This is a genomic window from Streptomyces sp. CC208A, from assembly GCF_030010625.1.
Classification (GTDB): domain Bacteria; phylum Actinomycetota; class Actinomycetes; order Streptomycetales; family Streptomycetaceae; genus Streptomyces.
The window spans coordinates 23,607-40,430 of record NZ_JASCXN010000048.1 but is presented as its reverse complement, the minus strand read 5'-3'; the positions used below and the strand labels follow the sequence as shown (position 1 = coordinate 40,430).

The window sequence follows — 16,824 nt, the reverse complement described above, 5'->3', positions numbered from 1 at the left end:
GGGACCGAGACCGAGACGGGGACCGAGACCGAGACGGGGACCGAGACCGAGACCGAGACCGGGATGGGGACCGGGACGGGGCCCGGGGCGGGGACCGGGACCGGGACCAACGGCGACCAGGAACCGCCGCCGGAGGCAGGAGGCCGACGCTCCCGTCTGACCGTGGACGAGATCGTCGACCTGGTCCGGCCCCACGTCCCAAACGCCCTGGAACGGGACGGCAACGAGTCGATCACCCGAGTGCAGCTCCGCCAGATCATGCGCGAACACAAGATCCCGATCCGAAACGAGCGGCTGACCCCGGTCCTGGCCCACCTGCGCAGCCTTCAGACCACCACTGTGAGGAGCCACCGATGAATACATGCCGGCAGTTCGCCCGCATCCGGGCCAAGTACGAGCAGGAGGCCACCTACCTGCTCAACCACGCTGCCCAGGCGGGCTCGGCCGCGAGGGGCAGCGCGGGGCTGGCCACGAGCACCAAGCACCGCATGGCGCGGGACCTGTCCGGGCACGTCGCCCGGTGCCTCGAATGCGGGTAGCCCTGCGCCGGCGCGACCGCCCGTGACCCCCACCGCTCCGGATTCCGTCCGGAGCGGTCCCGCTTCCTCCCCGAATCGAGAACGCAGAGACCATGCCGGAATCGCAGGAACCGTTCCTCCCCTCGGCCATCCAGCCGGGGACCAACTCGTCCCCAGGAGGAGCAAGTTATCGGCCAAGACACTCTTCCCCGTCGGGGAAGCGCGTCTTGGCCATGCCCGCCCCGGAGGGGGCGGGAGTGGTCCAGCACCGGGGGGTGCTGGACCACGAGGCTGCGACCGAGGGCGGATCGCAGCCGGAGAAGCTCACGCCCCGCCGCATCCGCCGTACCGCGAAGACCGCTTCGCGCAAGCGCTCGCCGAAGAGCGACCCCGACAAGCGCTCCTACGTGTGCAGCGTCCGTCTCAACGCCACTGAGAAGCAGCAGCTCGTCGCCGCCGCCGCTGCCGCCCGTACGAGCCTTCCCGCCTTCCTCGCCCGCGCCGCCCTCGCAGCCGCCCGCAACCCGGGCGCCGCCGCCGGGTCCATCGCCGGCGAACGCGAGCTGATCTCCGAGGTCTTCGCCGCACGCCGGCACCTCGGCCACGTCGGCAACAACCTCAACCAGCTCGCCTGGGCGGTCAACTCGGGCGACCGGCCGGCGGACGCCCAGCTCGACGCCGTCCTCGACGCCGTCCGCCGAGCGACCGAACGTGTCCAGGCCGCCACCGACAAGCTCCTCGAAAGCCGTTAAGACCATGGTCCCCAAGATCCACAAGCGCGGGAAGCGCACCATCGGCCTGCTCTACTACCTGTACGGGCCGGGCAAGGCCGAGGAGCACGTCGACCCGCACCTCGTGGCGTCCTGGGACCATGCCGCCCCCGACCCCGGCCGCGACGCCGAGGCCACGTACAAGCAGCTCCAGCAGCTCCTCGACCAGCCCCTCGCCCTCCTCACCGACGACCAGCGGGCGAAGCCGCACGTGTGGCACCTGTCCGTGCGCAACGGTCCCACCGACCGGATCCTCACTGACGAGGAGTGGGGCGATGTTGCCCGGCGCATGGTCGCCGCCGCCGGCATCGACGACCCCGGCCAGGGCGCGGGCTGCCGCTGGGTCGCCGTCCGGCACGCCGACGACCACATCCACATCCTCGCCACCCTCGCCCGCGAGGACGGCTACCGGCCCGACCTCGACCGCGACGCCGTCCGCGTCCAGGCCGAGGCCCGCCTCCTGGAGCAGGAACTCGGACTGCGCCGCCTCAAGCCCGGCGACGGTACCGCCGCCCAGCGCCCCACCAGCGCCGAGCGCCACAAGGCCGAGCGCCAGGGCCGCGAGCGGACCGCCCGCGAAGAACTGCGCGAGACCGTACGGCGGGCGGTGGCCGGCGCGGTCAGCGAGAAGGAGTTCTTCGGCCGCCTGGCCTCGGCCGGCCTTCTGGTGAAGACGCGCGTCGCCCCGTCGGGCGACCTCCTGGGCTACAAGGTCGCCCTGCCCGACGACCGCAACAAGGACGGCGAGCCCGTGTACTACTCCGGCGCCCGCCTCGCCCCCGACCTCAGCCTGCCCCGCATCCGCGAACGCTGGTCCGCGGACACCGCCGCCCCGACCGGCGACGCAGTTAGGTCCCTGCGCCCGGCCCCTGCGGCGCCGGCCGCAGCGCGACGCAGCACGGCGACTGCCGCCTGGCAGGCCCTCCTGGTCGTCGAGCACGGCGAGGACGGCCCTGCCGCCGCGCACATCGCCGCCGCCGGAGAGATCCTCGACGCGCTCGCGAAGACGTCCGCCGCGCACACCCGGCGCGAACTGCGAGAAGCAGCCTGGGCGTTCGAGCGTGCCTCCCGCTCGCACGTCCGCGCCGTACGCGGGCACGACCGTGCCCTGCGCCAGGCCGCCCGCGAACTCGTCCACAGCGGTCCGGCCCTCGGCCGCGGCGAGGACGGCGCGACCACGGCCATGGCGATCGACATGCTGTTCTTCCTGATCACCGCCGCAGCGCACTGGCACGCGCGAAAGGGCCACGCTCAGCAGGCCGAGGCTGCCCAGCAGGCCGCCGCACACCTTCGAGCCGCCTACCAGGCCACTGCCAGCCATCCGCTCACCGTGCTCCACCAGCGGGGCCGGCGCCTGTCCCGGCCGCTGCTCCAACGGCAGACCGCCACGCTGTACGCGGCCATCCCCCTCCTTGCCGAGCAGGTTCTCGCCGAGGAGGGCTGGTACGCCCTCGCAGCCACACTCGCCGACGCCGAAGCCGCCGGCCACGACCCGGCAACCCTGCTCGCCGACGCCGCCGACCGCCGCGAGCTGGGCACCGCCGAGTCGGTCAGTGACGTCCTCGTCTGGCGCCTGCGCCGTGCCGCGAACCTTCCCGCCGACGCAACCGCCGTGCCGACCGTCTCCCGCCTCGGCAGCTCGCCGACGGGCAGAACACCTTCGGACGACAACCGTTTCCCCCGCCGTCGCAGGTAGGACGCCGGACAAGCGCGACGTGCCGCGTCCGGCGGTCTCCGGCCTCCCGGCCGTGCACGGGCCGGGCCCCGAGCATTTCGACGTCCCGATCGATAAGCACCCCGACCAAGAAGCGCGACATGACAATGGCATATCCGAGAGTTGAAGCCACCCGGTCGTTCGAGGCACGATCCCCGTCCGATGGAAGCCGTCGAAAGGGGAAGACGTGTTTGGACGCAGGCGTGCGGCCCGTCAGCAACGAGGGGCCTGGACGTGGTCTGAGGCTGTGAGCGCCACGCACGTCGAGCCCCCTCTCGATTCCCCGGCCGTGGTGCGCCAGGAGGTGGAGGGGCTGATGATGACGCACCCCCACCCGCTGGTCGTCGATGGTGACGTCCGGGCGTGCGGGACGTGCGGCTCCTACCGCGGCTGGGTCGTGATCAGCCTCCGTGACGAGGTGTGGCTGCGTTGCCCCGCCGGCCACGAGCAGCACGAGCCCCGCCTCGACACCGCGTGGTACGACCGGCACAGCGGTCCGGTCACCCACCGGCACGAGACCTACGGCGACGGCCTGCGAGACCTCGGCCACTAATCCCGTCCTCGTCCCGCCGAACCGCCGGAGGAGAACCCGTTTCGGGTCCGGCGCCGTCAGACCAGCCGACCACCGAAGGATCCCTGTGCACCGTCGCGCCTCCGCCGCTCTGTCCTTTGCCGCTCTTGCCGCCCTCGCCGTTTCGGGCTGTGCGAAGGGCAGCGCCTCCCCCGCTGTCTCCGATTCCGCGCCGGCCGCCGCGGGCAAGCCGGCTGCCGCGGCCAAACCCGCCGAGGCTCCGCTCTCCTCGGCAGCTCTCTCCCGGCGGCTGCTGGACGAGTCCGACCTCGGCCAGGGCTACACCCGTCAGGCGAAGACCGACAGCGGCGACCGCGACGATGTCACCGTCATCGGCTGCCCCGCCCTGGAGAAGCTCGGCGGCGACGGCGCCGCCGGCGGGGACCTGGACTTCCCCAACAGCGCGAAGGCCACGTTCTCCTACACCCGCGGCCCCGGCTCCGAGGTGACCGAGGAGCTCTACAGCGACACCGTCGCCAAGCTCGCCCCCGGCACGAGGACCGTGTTCGAGGCGATGACCGGCTGCCCGGTGTACCAGGTCGTCGTCGGCGACGCCCCGATAGCCGTCACGACGCAGAAGCTCCCGGCGCCTGCCCTCGGCGACGAAGCCTGGAGCCAGCTGCTCACCTTCACCGCCGGCGGTCGCGACACCGTGATGAAGCAGACCGCCGTACGCACCGGTTCCGTTCTCGTCGTCGTGTCCGGCTCCCCCGCTCTCGTCGACACCCATCTGGCCCGCGCGGTCGACAAGGCCCGCGGCTGACCGAGCACACACGAAGACGGCCCCTGGGCTCCGATGTGGAGCCCAGGGGCCGTCTTCATTTCCCGTCGGGCAGCGTCCGCGGCTGTTCAAGGACAGGTGCGGACGCGAAGAACGGATTGCCAGCACGGGCGGCGGGTCAGGTTGCTGGCGTCACGGAGAGGCGGTCGGCGGCGCTCTCGGGCGGGTTGCGGCGCAGCACCGGAGTGGGCGCTGCGAGCGACGCGGCGAAGGCCGAGACCAGATCGTGGGGGACGCTCGCGCTGAAGACTGCGGTCCACTGGTAGGGGTCGCCGATCACCGGCTCGGCCCACGCCTGCCACCCGGACAGGCCGGGGCGCGGGTCGCCGTCGCGGATCATCTCGGGGAGCTCGGCCCAGGCGAATCCCGCCGACATGCCGGGATCCCAGGCACGGGTGTCGGGGGTGTCGATGTCCCGGGCCCAGCCCTGCGCGCACAGGGCGTCGAGGACGCGACTGTAGTCGTCGTAGTTGACGGCGGGGTCGGTGCGCGCCTCGGTGGCCAGGAGGAAGTCGGCGATGGCCTCGGGAGGCGTGCCGGTGGTGAAGCAGGCGGTCCACTCCATCGCGGCGCTGGCCGGGTGCGGGCGGGCGGAGACGTACCAGGCGACCTGGAGGTCGCCGAGGAGGAAGTCGTGGGAGCCGCGCACCCACTCGGCGCCGGCGAGTCCACGGGGGCTCAGGTACAGAAGGGTGGAGCGGGCCGTTGTCCAGGTCGACCAGCCGGCCTCCATGAGACCCTCGGCCACACGATCGGCGAGTTCGTCGTCGTCGCCGGCAAGGTGCCGCGGACGCACCCAGTAGGCGGGACGGGAGGGATAGAGGGAATGGTGGTGCGAGTTCAGGGGCGCCTCCAGGCAGTGGGTGCGGATGGTTACTGCGCGGCGATGGCGGAGCGCGCGCGGCGGGGTGCTTCGGTGGGCTCGTGCCAGCCGGCAGCGACGGTGACCTCCGGCGGGACGGGGCCCTGCTGCTCGCCGTTCTCCGTCACGTAGACCGTCACGCGGCCGAGCGCGTCCTTCACAGCGATCACGTCGGCGATGCCGTGCTGAAGCGGGAAAAGGGGGTTGATGGCGAGGCGCACTGGGGTGTCAGGGTCGACTGCGGACAGCCGGTCGATGAGATCGCGAGCGGTGAGAGGGGAAGACAACAGCGGTTCCTATCAGGTGGGGAAGGGGGCGGCGGGGGTGGACGTGGCCAGCACGCTGCTGACGGTCGCGGCGACGACGGCCGCGGGGGTCTCCCGGTGGAAGGAGACGCAGTAGCCGGGTACATCCGCGGTGCCGGTGACCGCGAGTTTCCAGCCCTCTGCGTCGGTCCCGGGCCGGCCGCCGGGGAAGAAGCCGAGGTAGAGCCGGCCGTCTCGCGACGCGATGTGGACATCGGCGCGGTCGTCGACGACGACCTTGAAGTCGGCGTCGGTGAACAGGTCGATGACGTCCATCGGCTGTCCCCGGCCGAGCAGCCATGTCCGCAGTCGTAGGTCTGCGACGGTGGTGGAGAAGCCTGGCCTCGCAGCATCGACGGTCATAGGCAATTACCTCTCTGACCTGGTGCTTTCGGGAAGGGGTCCACGTTGACATCCCTTCCGCCTGTCCACCAGTCCTTTCGTGTTCCTTCCTGTCTGCCTCCGGCGAACTGGTGGAGAACGGGCACGCGATTGAGCAGGCTGGCCTCCGGCTCCTACGCGCGGGGAGGGCGCGCGGTCACGGCGCCGGGGCGAAATGGGCCGCTGCCTCGTCCTTCTCGACCGTCGCGATGATCTCCCGCATCCGGTCGCTCATCGGCGGCAGCGCGTCCAGCGCGAACCAGTTGACCTCGACCGACTCGTCGTCGCAGACCTGGGCCGCCTGCCCCGTGCCGACCGGGCGGCAGGCGAAGACCAGCTCCAGGTACTGCGCCCTGTGGCCGTTGGCGTGCGTGACCGGCGGGGAGTGCGTCACTGCCGCCAGGCGCTCCACCACGATCCGCACCCCGGTCTCCTCCTCGACCTCCCGCGCCGCCGCGGCGGCCGGGGCCTCACCCGGCTCCACGATCCCGCTCAGCGGCGTCCACAGCCCGGCGGCGGACCGACGCTGCAGCAGCACCCGCCGCTGCTCGTCGCGGACGACCGCGACCACCCCGGGAAGCCACAGCAGAAATTCGGGGCCGACCGCCCGCCGGAGGTCTGACACGAAATCAGGAATCATGCCCACAACTTAGGACGACCGGGGCGCCGGGGTGGCCATTCTGAACACTCTGCCGCGCCGAACACGACCGTGCGCCCGCCTCGGCTTGCGGCACTGCACTAGGACGAAGCGAACACGGTGCTCGGGCCCCTAAGCGGGGCTGTCCCGAAGGGGGCTGCGGGGGTGGTGGGGGTGCGCTGAGACACCGCCGCAGAACGGACCTTGGCTCGATGACGAGGAACGCCCGTGGAACGACTCCGTCCACTGCTTCACCACGTCCCAGGTCAGGGTCACGTGTGGCGGGCTTGGGCATGGCGCCACACGGCGCCGAGTTCGGCGAGTCGTCCTCTCATTGCCCCTCGTTGTTCCTCCAGCTCCAGCGAAGCCGGCGAGAGGAGGTAGACGGTGCCTTGATAGGAGCGGAAGCCGATGTGTTCCCATCCTCGGGCGATCTTGGCGGTCACCCGGTCGAACTCCGCCTGTTCCTCAAACGGTCGCTGGTGAGGTCGGTGACGCCCGGCGTACAGACGATGCCGCGGCAGCCAGCCATGAGACGGTGGATCGCCTCGGTGGCGAGGATGGGGCCGAGGCCGTGCCCGCGCCACTGCTCGTCCAGGGTCACCCTGTCCATGACGAGTAGGGCAGAGCCCACGTACGGCAAGGACGTGCTCGCGTCCTCGGTGAGGTTGCCCGTGTCGGGGTCGAGAAGGGCCTGGGCGGTTTCGTCGAGCTCGGCGGATGCCTCTTCCATTGTCCGGTAGGCGTTCGCGCCCCGGTCGAGGTGCACCCTGTAGAAGGTCATCGCGCCGACTTTGCTCTCCTCGTGGAGGATCTCCACGTCCCACCGCTCCAGGGTGTCGTCCTGGGGGATGTCGGTGAGGTCGCCGGTGTAGGAGATACGCAGGCGCAGCTCGGAGGGGTCTCCGGGCAGCGAGGAGGGCACGTTCACCGCTGCAGCGTAGCGATGTGCCGAGGCCAGCAGGCTAGCCGGAGGGACCGGAGTCGTGCGGCCGGCCTGCGGACAGAGCCGGCCGGGCGGGTCTTAGGTCAGTTCCAGCAGCTCTGCGCTGATCCGGTCCCATCCCGGCCGGGGGCCGTCGATCGGTCGTACGGCGGTGAGCAGGCGGCCGTCGAGGTAGGTGTCGAGCCGGTCTCCGGTGAGACTGGCCAGTCGTTCGCGCTGGGCACGGCGGTTCAGTTCGATGCGCTCGCCCAGGACTGCGAGCAGGACTTCGTGCCGGGCCTCGCCCAGGAGGTCACCGCGGATCCAGCGTCCTCGCACGGGTACACCGGCGAGCGTGCCAAGCTGGGTCTCCTCGCGCTTGAAGGCCCGGGTCATCGCCTCTTCCACCGCCGGGCCAGTCTGGCGGATGGCCTCCCTCGTGGCTGCCTGACCACTGACCCCGGGAAGCATCGCCACGAGTTCCTCGTCCGGGGCCGGGTCCACTGCGCGTCGTCGGTCGGGAGGCGGGACGCGGAACTCCCACGGCTCGGGATCTCCGGGGACCTCGATCCAGTCGGTCTTGAGGCCCTTCAAGGCCGCGGAGCCGTCGGGCAGGAAGATATCGACGTACACCCCGCCCAGACCGAGCCAGACCCAGCTCATGAAGAAGGCGTGATCGCCGTGGGCGGCGGACCACTGGGCGAGCTTCTCCAGCCGCTTCCTCTGCTCCGGGGTGCCCTTGCCCGCCGGGAACATCAGCGAGCTGTCCCGACGCCGTCCCCGCGCCTCTCCGGCGACCGGCCCGTCGGCCAGGTCGTACAGCAGATCCGGCCGCACGCCGGTCTTCGCGTAGACCCCTTGGAGTTTTCCCGGCAGCACGTCGAAGCTGCTGAGGCCGCCGGTCTTATGGGTCCAGTCGAACAGGGCCGTGCTGGCGGCGCTCATCACGCCGAGCCCGGTGCACTCGCTTACGAAGCGCTTGATGTGGAGGGCGCTGGAGTCGAGAGCGGTGCAGTCGACTCCGAGCGGTCCCTTGCCCTGGTCACCCAGGATGTAGCTGAGCAGCAAGCTGATCTCGTGGTCGCGCACTCGCTGGTCGACCTTTTTGCGCAGGTCGCAGGCCAGGGCGTTGGCGTTGACCATGGCGGCCAGGGAGACAGGGAGCGGGCCCTGGCCGATCTCGACGGCCTGGACAGCCTCCGCGCCGGCCTTCCCCTTCTCGATCGTGAAACGCCACACCCGGGCACGCACCGTACTCATAGGAGAACCCTACGGTCCGCTGGTCGTGACGCTTCTCGCGTTAGCGGTCGGGGCGGGGGCCGGGGTCCAGCTCGCCGTCGAGGAGAGCCTGGATGATCTTCTCGGTGCTGGCCTGCATTTCGGACCCATGGCCGGCGAGGTTGTGTTCGAGTACGGGCTGCGGCATGTCGAGTACCTGCTTCATCTCGCCGATGAGAGAGGGCCAGGGCGTGAGCGAGTCAGTCAGGTCCTCAACGTTGCCAGCCCAGTCGGCCCGGCGCGCTCCCAGGGCGAAGGCGAGCAGAAGGACGGCGAAGAGTGGCTCGCTGTCGAGAACAGCGAATACGCCGAAACCCGCGAGGTTCTCCTTGCCGGTTTGGGCGGCAACGGCGCGAGCGACAACGGGGAGCTGGAGGAAGAGCAGCCTGGCTGCCAAGCGGGCTTCCTCCCATTCGGCGTCGGTGGCTTCGGCGAGCGCTTCGGCCATCCGCGGCAGGGACACGACGTCGGCAGCACCGACGACGAGGCTCGCCGGACCGGTCAGCCAGGGCTCGGCCCCTTCCACCCGCTGCCGTCTGCCCGGCGAGACGCCGAGGACCTTCTCGATCGTCTCCGCCTCGTCTTCCGTCACGTCCGGCCGGGTGCCGAGGACGAAGATCTGGAGCATGTGCGCGACAGCGGTTGCCCGGTCGCTGGCCGGGGCGCGGATCGGGCGGGGCAGAGCGCGCTTGCCCCGCATCGCGGCCATGGTCGCGGCGACGGCGCCCACGACCGCGTCCTGGCCGTCGACCGGGTCGAGGCCCTGGCGGGATGCCTCGGTCTGAAGGAGCTGCTCCAGCTCGTGCGACAGGTCGTCCACCACGATGGTCGCGGAGGTACGGACGGAATCGAGGTCAAGAGGGAAGCCCTCAACCCACAGCACGACCCGCAGCACGTCCGCGTCCATTGTGTGCTCGCGCCAGCTCAGGAGCCGAACCAGCTGGTGGTCGCTGCCCGGCGGGTAGACCCAGACCGGGCGGCGTCCGTCGTTGCCGACGCGGACAGGATGGGGCATCAGGCCGTTACTGCGGAAGCTCTCCAGCTTCCTCGCGGTCATGGTGCTGAAGCCGGCGGATGTGGCGGCGCGCAGGAGGTCGTCGCGCTGCAGGACATGGGGTTCGACTGCCATGCCGGGCAGCGTAGGGGCGCTGCGGCAGGCCGGGCGAGCCGAGTACTCCCACTCCAGGCCGCTCTAACTTGCAAACGGTCCAACCCCCGTTGCCACCAGCGGGTTTGCACTGCTTCTGTGAGTGCGCGGCGCCAACTCGGGCGCTGCTCTTCCCTCTCGAAAGGACCTGTCCATGTCCAGGAATACGGCAGCGGCGGTGACCGGAATGATCGTGCGTTCCCTCGCGAAGCGGTGGGCCGACGCGAACGGCCTCAGCAAGGAGAAGGGTCTGCTCCTCGCATGGGCGGCAGGCGCCCTCGCGTCGGTGGCCGTCATGCGCGTCTGACGCTGCAGCGGAGCGGGAACGGTCTCCGCAGACATGACGAAGGCCCCGGGAACCATGATGGTTCCCGGGGCTTTCGGGCTGGGAGGGGCTCACCGGTGCCGAGTGCCTGCGCCTCGGCGTCTGGCAGGTCCCTCTGATCAGCCGGTGGTCGGAGTCTCCGCCGCGTCCTCCGTCTTCTTCCGTCGTACCGCGATCAGGGCACCGCCACCGACCGCGATCAGGAGGCCCCCGCCAGCGAGGAGCCACGCGTTGGAGTCGGCGCCGGTGTGCGCGAGGGAGCCCTTGGACGGCGGGGTGCTCGGGGTGTCGGTCGGGGGCACCGGTGCGGTGGAGGTGGACCGGCTCGGGGTCGGGGTGGTCGGCGGGGTCGTCGCCGGTGTGGTGGGCGGTGTGCTCGGGGTGACCGGCGGGGTGGTCGGCGGAGTCGTCGGGGGCGTGGTGGGCGGTGTGGTCGGCGGAGTCGTGGGGGGCGTGGTGGGCGGCGGGGTGGGCTTGGCCTTCTTGGTGTTGGTGAAGGTGACGGTGGTCTTCGCGGCGGGCTTGGCGGTGATCTTGACGGGAGTGGCGTCGAGTTCGTAGCCGGTGGGCGCCTTGGTCTCGGTACCGGTGTAGGCGGTGCCCTTGCGGGAGGAGACGGGGAGCGGGGTGGTGGCGGTGCCGTCCTTGCCGGTGGTCAGGGTGATCGTCTTGCCGGTGCGGGTGCCGGTGGCGGGGGTGATGTTGATGACGGCGCCGGCCAGGGGCTTGCCGGTCTTCCTGTCGGTCTTCTTCACGAGCAGCTCGGCGGGCTTGAAGGTGTCGATGATCGTGAGCTTCGCGGTGTGCTCAGGGGTGACGATGACGTCCTGGTCGGGGGCCAGGTCGTGGAGGGGGCTGCCGGTCGCGGTCTCCTTGAGGCGGTAGGTGCCGGGGTGGACGCCCTCGAAGAGCAGGATGCCGTCAGCGTTCGTCTTGCCGGTCAGGGCCTTGGTGCCGTTGAGGGTGTCGAGCAGGGCGAACGCGGCGCCGGCGAGCAGGGTGCCGTCCGGGTCCTTCTTGGTGATCTCGACGGCGCCCGGCGGGATCTCGGGGGCGCTGGCGAAGGCGGTCGGGGCCCAGATCAGGGAGCTGGTCGCCAGAGTGGTCGCGGCGACGGTGGCCGCGGTGCGGCGGGGGGCACGCATGAAGAAGGAGTTCTCCTCGGTCAGGTGATGGGGGGACGCCTCGCGGGCGGAGGTCAGTGGGAGCGGGCAGCCGGCGCCTGGCCGGGAGCCGGTACGGGACGGGCGGACGGGAGGCTCGTTGACAGGGGGGTGGCAGTGGCCGCGTGTCGTCGGGAGGCGGCTTGGACGAGGGCGCGCTGCTTGTCCATCGGCATGCTGGCGATGCGTTCGAGGGCGTCGGCCGTGTCGGGGCCGAGACGGCGGCCGGTGAGCTGGGTGACGGCTGCGGCCTCGGCGAGCATGCCCTGGTCCAGAGGAAGCCCGACCATGTCCATCACGTAGTAGCGGGCGTTGCGCAGAGTCTCGGTGATGGGCATGCCGTCGTAGGTGCCGCCCTCGGCGAGGTCGAGGACGGCCTGGGTCGCTTCGTGGAGGCGGGTGAGTACGACGGTGTCGGTCGCCCAGAGGCTGTCGTGCCAGCGGTCGGCCCACGGGCCTGGCATGGCGAAGCTCCGGGGTGCGATGAGGGTCGGGCAGGAGACTTGGACGAAGTCGAGGATCGCGGTGCGCAGGCCGGTGAGGTCTGCGCCGGCCCAGGGAGGCAGGCCGTCCTTGTGCCAGTCGCGGATGACGCCGTGGGCGGCGCCGGGTCCGAGTTTGGCGTCACGGCGGGTGAAGGTGCCGTGGTCGGCGAAGCGGAGGTGGGCGGTGTCGAGGGTGCCGCGCTCGGCGTGGACGACGGCCAGGCGCAGGCCGTCGTACTGCCGGTCCATGATCGTGCGGGCGAACTCGATGCGCAGACGTATCGGCGAGTCGGTCGGGCTGGCGTAGTAGACGTCGCCGACGACGGTGCCGAAGGGGAGAGGGAGTTCGAGCTGGTCGAAGAACTCCTTGGCGTGCAGGGCCACGAGTCTCCTTGAGTCAGCGGCGTGCCGCGCGGACGGCGGGCGGCGCGATGGTCGTGGGTGGTCGGCTGGTGGTGCTCCAGCGCGGGACGCTGCGCGTGGTGATCGCGGGAGTGTGACGTCGGGCACGCTGGACTTCGAGTGGGGTCGGGGCCGGAGGCTTCGGCGGGGTGAGCGGGGTGAGCTTCGCCAGGGCGGCGAGTTCGGGGGCGAGGTGCTCGCGGTAGCGCAGGACCGGTGCGGGGTCGAGCAGGGCCTGGGTGGTGGCCGCGATCAGGTGGGCGGGTGTGCGGGAGGTGAAGCGGGCCTCGGCTCGGTGCCATCCGGATCCGGCCCACAGCAGCACCGTCTCCGCGTCGAGGTCTTCGCTGACGACGTCGATGGACACGCCCGCGGTGCCATCGGGGGCTGTGACCTCGACGAAGGGGCCGTCGGCGCGGCTGCTGCGGCCGAGGGTGACCGATCCCGGAAGCCGCTGCATCTGCCAGCCCGCGTCGAGCAGCGGTTGTACCCGCGTCGCCCAGTGCGGGGAGGGTGCTTCGATGAAGGGGTCCTGGTCTTTGCGTGCCTCCCAGTCGCGTTCGAGGGCGGTGGTGAAGGCGGCGACGATCTCGGTGGGGAAGATGTCGTTGAAGGTGGCCGACCAACGAGTTGGGGACGAGGCGTCCTCGCTGGCGGTGATCTTGTAGACGTCGAAGTCGTCGCCGTACCAGCCGATGCGGATGCGCTGGTCGGGCGAGGTGATCAGCATCTGGCAGGACCCGTGCTCCAGGTGGACGGTGGGCCAGTGCTTCACGGGGACGAAGCCCGCGTCCGCGCACCAGTCGGGTCCCGCGAGGTAGCGCGGGGAGACGTAGACGTCTCCTTCCGGGGTGTACGTCACGCGGTGCCTTCCGCCGGCGCGGCACCGGGCTGGACGGTGAGGGCGATGTGCTGGGCGGTCTCGGCGAGGCGCTGCTCGACCTTGGCGGTGTCGTAGCCGGTGACGACGTAAAGGCCGGCGCGGGCGACGTCGACGTCGCCGTCCGGGGGCAGGACGATCTGGTCGCCGACGGCGCCGATCCACTGGACGAGGTCGAGCCAGCGGGTGCGGTCGGCGAAGTCGGGGTCGATGGAGCGGTGGGTCAGGGTGCCGGAGGTCTCCGGGTAGAGCAGGGTCACGCCGGCGGCGCGCAGGCGGGTGTGCTCCAGGCGGGGGTTGGTGCCGCAGGCGAGGTCGGCGGCGATGCGGGGCAGGTCGAGGCCGGTGGCGAGGCGGACGAGGTGGCCGATGAGGTCGCCGCCGATACGGCCGTTGACCTCGATGATCCGCGGGCCGGAGGTCGTGAGGCGCATCTCGACGTGCTGGATGCCGTGGTCGAGGCCGAGCGCGCGGATCGCGGCGGCGGCGATCGGGGCGACGTCGTCGAGCAGCGGGTCGGTGGCGTCGACGGTGTGGCCGACCTCTTCGAAGTAGGGCTCGAAGCCGAGCTTCTTGCGGGTGACCGCGACGGCGTGGGTGTGGCCGTGCTGGGTGACGCACTCGACGCTGATCTCCGGGCCGTCGAGGTACTCCTCGACCAGCACGTCCTTGTTCTGGCCTCCGTCCAGGCCGGCGCCTGCGGCGGCGAAGTCGAAGGCGCTGGCGAGGTCCTCGCTGTTGTCGACGCGGATGACGCCGACGCTGCCGGCCTGGCCAGCGGGCTTGAGGACGACCGGGTACCCGATGTCCTCGGCGAGGATGGTGGCCTCCAGGAGATTGCGGACCCGGCCGGAGCGCGCCGAGGGGACCTGGTGGGCGGCGAGGAGTCGGCGGGTGGCGTGCTTGTCCCGGCAGTTCTCCATCACGGCCGGCGGGTTCGTGCGCAGGCCGAGGTGCTCGGCGAGCTGGGCGGTGTGGACGAGCAGGGGCTCGTTCCAGGTCAGGACGCCCGCAATGGTGCGCCGGGCGGTGATCGCCTCGCCTGCGGCGAGGAGCTGGTCGAGCTGGTAGGGGTCGGCGAGTTCGTGGTCGACGACGTGGTCGGCCTCCCAGGTGAGCGGCTGCGGGGTGATGACGGCGACGTCGTAGGCGGCGGCGACCTGCTTGAGGCAGTAGCCGCGGTACACCTCGTCGCCGGGGGCGACGACGAGGACCGTGGGGCGGCCGGTGGTCTGCTGCGGGGAGGTCGGGGCGACGGTCACGGGGAGGTGGTCCTTGTCTTCGGTGGGGTGGTGGCGGGCGGCGGCGTTCAGCAGGCGGCGCATGTCGGTCGCCAGGCCGCCCGGGGCGAGCAGGTGGCCGGCAAGGCTGTTCGCCTCGGCGGCGGGCAGGGCAGCGAGCCGGTCCGCCAGGCTGCGGACGAGGGAGGCGGCGCACAGGGCCTGGTCGGCGCTGAACGGCGAGAGAGGGGTGAGGGTCACGGGGATTCGGGGGCTCCAGGCGGTGCATCCGGGCTGGTGTGCATGGCGGGTTCGCGGCGCAGGCGCCAGAAGGCTGCGCTCAGGCCGGCGGCCTGGAGACCGGCGCAGGCGGTCAGGACGTGGCCGAGCTGGGTGGCGGGGGTGAGGGCGACGAGGAGTCCTGCGACGGGGAAGGGCATGAGCATCACGAGGATCGTCACGGCGAGGGTGGCGCCGAAGACGGGCTCGGGGATGAGGCGGGAGCGCAGGGTGCGCAGCACGACGGTCATGCCTCCTTCGCCGGCCATGAGGACGGCGGTCAGGACGAGGAAGTGGGTGTAGTCGCCGGCCTGGGAGACGGCGAGCCCGGCCAGGGCGGCGACGGCGGCGCTGGCCGCTCCGGCGGGCCACAGGCCGAGGCGGTCGATCGCGAAGCGGCATAGCGCGACGGCGAGCAGGGAGGCTGCGGCGGCTGCGGACCAGATCACGCCGACGGCAGCGCTGGACTGGCCCAGGTGCTGCACGACGATGACCGGGGCCGCGGCCTGCAGGACGCCGGTCGCCAGGTTGGAGACGGTCAGGCCGGTGATGAGCCAGGCCAGCGCCGGGAGGGAGACGAGGGTCTTCCAGCCGGTGCGCAGCCCGGCGAGGGCGGGCGCCGGCGGCGGAACGAGCCGTGCCTCGCGGTGCCAGGGTGCGAGCAGGGCTCCGAGCAGCGAGCAGGCGGCCATCGTCAGCAGGGTTCCGGTGACGCCGATGCCGTGCAGGAGGAACCCGGCGAGCGCGGGTCCGGCCAGGGTGGCGGTCTGGTCGATGCCCAGGAGGACGGACTGCACCCGGTGGGCGCGGTCGCCGGCGTCCTTGCTGGCGCTCGCGCCGGCGGTCTCGGCGGCGATGTAGGAGAACTCGGTGACGACTCCGGTGACCGCGGCGAGCGCCATCACCGTGATGGTGGCCCCCGTGCCGCCAGTCTGCGTGGGCAGGATGAAGGCGGCGGCGACGACCACCAGGGCACGCAGGACCGAGGCGATGCGGAAGACGCGCTTGGTGCCGTGCCGGTCCACCACCTGTCCGGCGAGCGAGAAGGCTGCCAGACGCGGCACCCATTCGAGGGCGAAGGCGATGCCGGTGAGGGTGGCGGACTGGGTGGTGGCCAGCACGATCAGCGGGATGCCGTACGTGGACATCGCGAAGGCGGCGGCGTCGGCCGTACGGGGTAGGTAGATCCGCCGCAGCAGGGACAGCTGGGGCGGCAGAGCATGCCGGGGGCCGGCGATCACGAAGTCGTTCAATGTACTTCCGTCGGAGAGGATCAGGAGCGGCGCTACCGCTCCGGGCGTGCCAATGCGAGCGCCGTCCCGGCGGCTGTACGCAGCCATCGAAGCGCCGGCTGCGTTGCACAGCTCTCGTCGGCGGTGCTCAGCGCGAGCGGCCGGGCGGGTGTGCGGCGGGGGCCGTCGGCAAGCCGGTGGGCTGGGCGAATGTGGCGGCCGGGCGGACAGGCGGGAGGGGCGCAGCTTCGCCGGCGATGCGGTCGTCGCACCAGCGCAGCGCCTCCTCCTTGGTGGCGAACCCTCCCTCGCGCAGGGTGTGGGTCCAGGCGTCGAGGTCGACCTCTTCGACCAGGACACGGAAGGGAGTGGGGGTCCGCTCGTCCAGGGCACGCAGCGCCACGACGGTGACCATGTCGTCCGGGTCGTCGCGGGTGTAGGAGTAGCCCATGGCGTAGTGGTCTCCGGAGCCGGCAAGACGTCTTTCCAGCGCGCGCGTCATTTCGTCCGCCGCCGGTGGGCCGGCCTCGGGATCGAGGTCGAGGGTTCCGGGTGGGCAGCCACGGTGGATGAGCCAGGACTGCGCCATCGCGGGTAGCGGCAGTCGCACCTGCTCGAAGCTGAACGACTTGTTTTCCGGGTCTCGTCGAAGGACGACGGCCATCACTTGCGGCGCGCCGGGGATACCCCAGGTTGCAGATCCGTCGAACAGGACGTGGTAGCTGTGCACGCCGTCGGCCGTGTGGTGCTCGGCGAGGCGTACGAACATGTCCTGCGTGACGGATACCTGGCGGTGGAAGTCGTCACAGAGCTGTTCGTCGGCATCCAAGTCATCGATTCTGAAGTCGACTTCGGGAAGGGATCTCCCGTCAGGTGCGGGGCCGGAAGAGGACATCGGGGCCTTTCTGATGGGTTCGGTGCCGCCGCGACGCACCCGTCATGAACCGTT

General features: G+C 71.3%; 20 protein-coding genes and 1 pseudogene. 7 read left to right on the top strand and 14 right to left on the bottom strand.

Annotation, left to right across the window (positions count from 1 at the left end; all coding sequences use genetic code 11):
- The 6 genes and pseudogenes from QK442_RS33380 to QK442_RS33355 form a co-directional block, all read left to right on the top strand.
- Nucleotides 1-357: pseudogene (locus tag QK442_RS33380) on the top strand (hypothetical protein); the annotation flags it as partial.
- On the top strand, nt 354-539 hold the full coding sequence (locus tag QK442_RS33375; RefSeq protein WP_282697867.1) for a hypothetical protein: 186 nt from the start codon (nt 354-356) through the stop codon (nt 537-539). The pseudogene QK442_RS33380 and the gene QK442_RS33375, both read left to right, overlap by 4 nt.
- Nucleotides 540-751: 212 nt before the next feature.
- The gene (locus tag QK442_RS33370) at nt 752-1,270 is read left to right on the top strand and encodes a plasmid mobilization relaxosome protein MobC (protein ID WP_282697871.1); all 519 of its coding nucleotides are present in this window, start codon (nt 752-754) and stop codon (nt 1,268-1,270) included.
- 4 nt (nt 1,271-1,274) lie between these two features.
- Nucleotides 1,275-2,984 (top strand): mobilization protein, encoded by a 1,710-nt coding sequence (locus tag QK442_RS33365; protein ID WP_282697866.1) that lies wholly within the window; start codon nt 1,275-1,277, stop codon nt 2,982-2,984.
- A 265-nt stretch (nt 2,985-3,249) separates the two neighbouring features.
- On the top strand, nt 3,250-3,555 hold the full coding sequence (locus QK442_RS33360) for a hypothetical protein (RefSeq protein ID WP_282697865.1): 306 nt from the start codon (nt 3,250-3,252) through the stop codon (nt 3,553-3,555).
- An 85-nt stretch (nt 3,556-3,640) separates the two neighbouring features.
- Nucleotides 3,641-4,336 (top strand): hypothetical protein, encoded by a 696-nt coding sequence (locus QK442_RS33355; RefSeq protein WP_282697864.1) that lies wholly within the window; start codon nt 3,641-3,643, stop codon nt 4,334-4,336.
- Nucleotides 4,337-4,472: 136 nt separating this feature from the next.
- On the opposite strand, the gene QK442_RS33350 is transcribed toward QK442_RS33355, so the two are convergent.
- The 8 genes from QK442_RS33350 to QK442_RS33315 form a co-directional block, all read right to left on the bottom strand.
- Nucleotides 4,473-5,150 carry a DUF317 domain-containing protein gene (locus QK442_RS33350; protein WP_282697863.1) on the bottom strand — a complete coding sequence of 226 codons (678 nt, stop codon included), beginning with the start codon at nt 5,148-5,150 and terminating at the stop codon, nt 4,473-4,475.
- Nucleotides 5,151-5,227: 77 nt separating this feature from the next.
- Nucleotides 5,228-5,503, bottom strand: a complete 276-nt coding sequence (locus tag QK442_RS33345) for a hypothetical protein (protein WP_282697862.1) — start codon at nt 5,501-5,503, stop codon at nt 5,228-5,230.
- Nucleotides 5,504-5,515: 12 nt separating this feature from the next.
- Nucleotides 5,516-5,884 carry a DUF317 domain-containing protein gene (locus QK442_RS33340; RefSeq protein ID WP_282697861.1) on the bottom strand — a complete coding sequence of 123 codons (369 nt, stop codon included), beginning with the start codon at nt 5,882-5,884 and terminating at the stop codon, nt 5,516-5,518.
- Between the two features lie 175 nt (nt 5,885-6,059).
- The gene (locus QK442_RS33335) at nt 6,060-6,542 is read right to left on the bottom strand and encodes an NUDIX domain-containing protein (protein ID WP_282697860.1); all 483 of its coding nucleotides are present in this window, start codon (nt 6,540-6,542) and stop codon (nt 6,060-6,062) included.
- A 269-nt stretch (nt 6,543-6,811) separates the two neighbouring features.
- Complete coding sequence (locus QK442_RS33330) at nt 6,812-6,985, bottom strand: hypothetical protein (RefSeq protein ID WP_282697859.1); 174 nt, start codon at nt 6,983-6,985, stop codon at nt 6,812-6,814.
- Nucleotides 6,982-7,470 carry a hypothetical protein gene (locus tag QK442_RS33325; protein ID WP_282697858.1) on the bottom strand — a complete coding sequence of 163 codons (489 nt, stop codon included), beginning with the start codon at nt 7,468-7,470 and terminating at the stop codon, nt 6,982-6,984. Before QK442_RS33325 ends, QK442_RS33330 begins: the two co-directional genes overlap by 4 nt.
- A gap of 93 nt (nt 7,471-7,563) precedes the next feature.
- On the bottom strand, nt 7,564-8,724 hold the full coding sequence (locus QK442_RS33320) for a hypothetical protein (protein ID WP_282697857.1): 1,161 nt from the start codon (nt 8,722-8,724) through the stop codon (nt 7,564-7,566).
- Nucleotides 8,725-8,764: 40 nt separating this feature from the next.
- On the bottom strand, nt 8,765-9,871 hold the full coding sequence (locus QK442_RS33315; RefSeq protein ID WP_282697856.1) for a hypothetical protein: 1,107 nt from the start codon (nt 9,869-9,871) through the stop codon (nt 8,765-8,767).
- A 172-nt stretch (nt 9,872-10,043) separates the two neighbouring features.
- Between QK442_RS33315 and QK442_RS33310 the strand changes: the two genes are divergently transcribed.
- Nucleotides 10,044-10,196, top strand: coding sequence for a hypothetical protein (locus QK442_RS33310; RefSeq protein WP_282697855.1), 153 nt, complete (start codon nt 10,044-10,046; stop codon nt 10,194-10,196).
- A gap of 137 nt (nt 10,197-10,333) precedes the next feature.
- Here QK442_RS33310 and QK442_RS33305 read toward each other — a convergent pair whose 3' ends face one another.
- The 6 genes from QK442_RS33305 to QK442_RS33280 all read right to left on the bottom strand — a co-directional run bounded on the left by QK442_RS33305 (nt 10,334) and on the right by QK442_RS33280 (nt 16,770).
- A complete protein-coding gene (locus QK442_RS33305) occupies nt 10,334-11,359 on the bottom strand; it encodes an LPXTG cell wall anchor domain-containing protein (RefSeq protein WP_282697854.1) in 1,026 nt (341 codons plus the stop codon).
- A 53-nt stretch (nt 11,360-11,412) separates the two neighbouring features.
- Nucleotides 11,413-12,246: a hypothetical protein gene (locus QK442_RS33300; protein WP_282697853.1), complete on the bottom strand. Its 834-nt coding sequence runs from the start codon at nt 12,244-12,246 to the stop codon at nt 11,413-11,415.
- A 13-nt stretch (nt 12,247-12,259) separates the two neighbouring features.
- Nucleotides 12,260-13,126 carry a DUF317 domain-containing protein gene (locus tag QK442_RS33295; RefSeq protein WP_282697852.1) on the bottom strand — a complete coding sequence of 289 codons (867 nt, stop codon included), beginning with the start codon at nt 13,124-13,126 and terminating at the stop codon, nt 12,260-12,262.
- The gene (locus tag QK442_RS33290; RefSeq protein ID WP_282697851.1) at nt 13,123-14,625 is read right to left on the bottom strand and encodes an ATP-grasp domain-containing protein; all 1,503 of its coding nucleotides are present in this window, start codon (nt 14,623-14,625) and stop codon (nt 13,123-13,125) included. The genes QK442_RS33295 and QK442_RS33290 overlap by 4 nt, the downstream gene beginning before the upstream one ends.
- Nucleotides 14,622-15,896, bottom strand: coding sequence for an MFS transporter (locus QK442_RS33285; RefSeq protein ID WP_282697850.1), 1,275 nt, complete (start codon nt 15,894-15,896; stop codon nt 14,622-14,624). The genes QK442_RS33290 and QK442_RS33285 overlap by 4 nt, the downstream gene beginning before the upstream one ends.
- 127 nt (nt 15,897-16,023) lie before the next feature.
- Nucleotides 16,024-16,770 carry a hypothetical protein gene (locus tag QK442_RS33280; protein WP_282697849.1) on the bottom strand — a complete coding sequence of 249 codons (747 nt, stop codon included), beginning with the start codon at nt 16,768-16,770 and terminating at the stop codon, nt 16,024-16,026.
- Nucleotides 16,771-16,824: the final 54 nt, after the last annotated feature.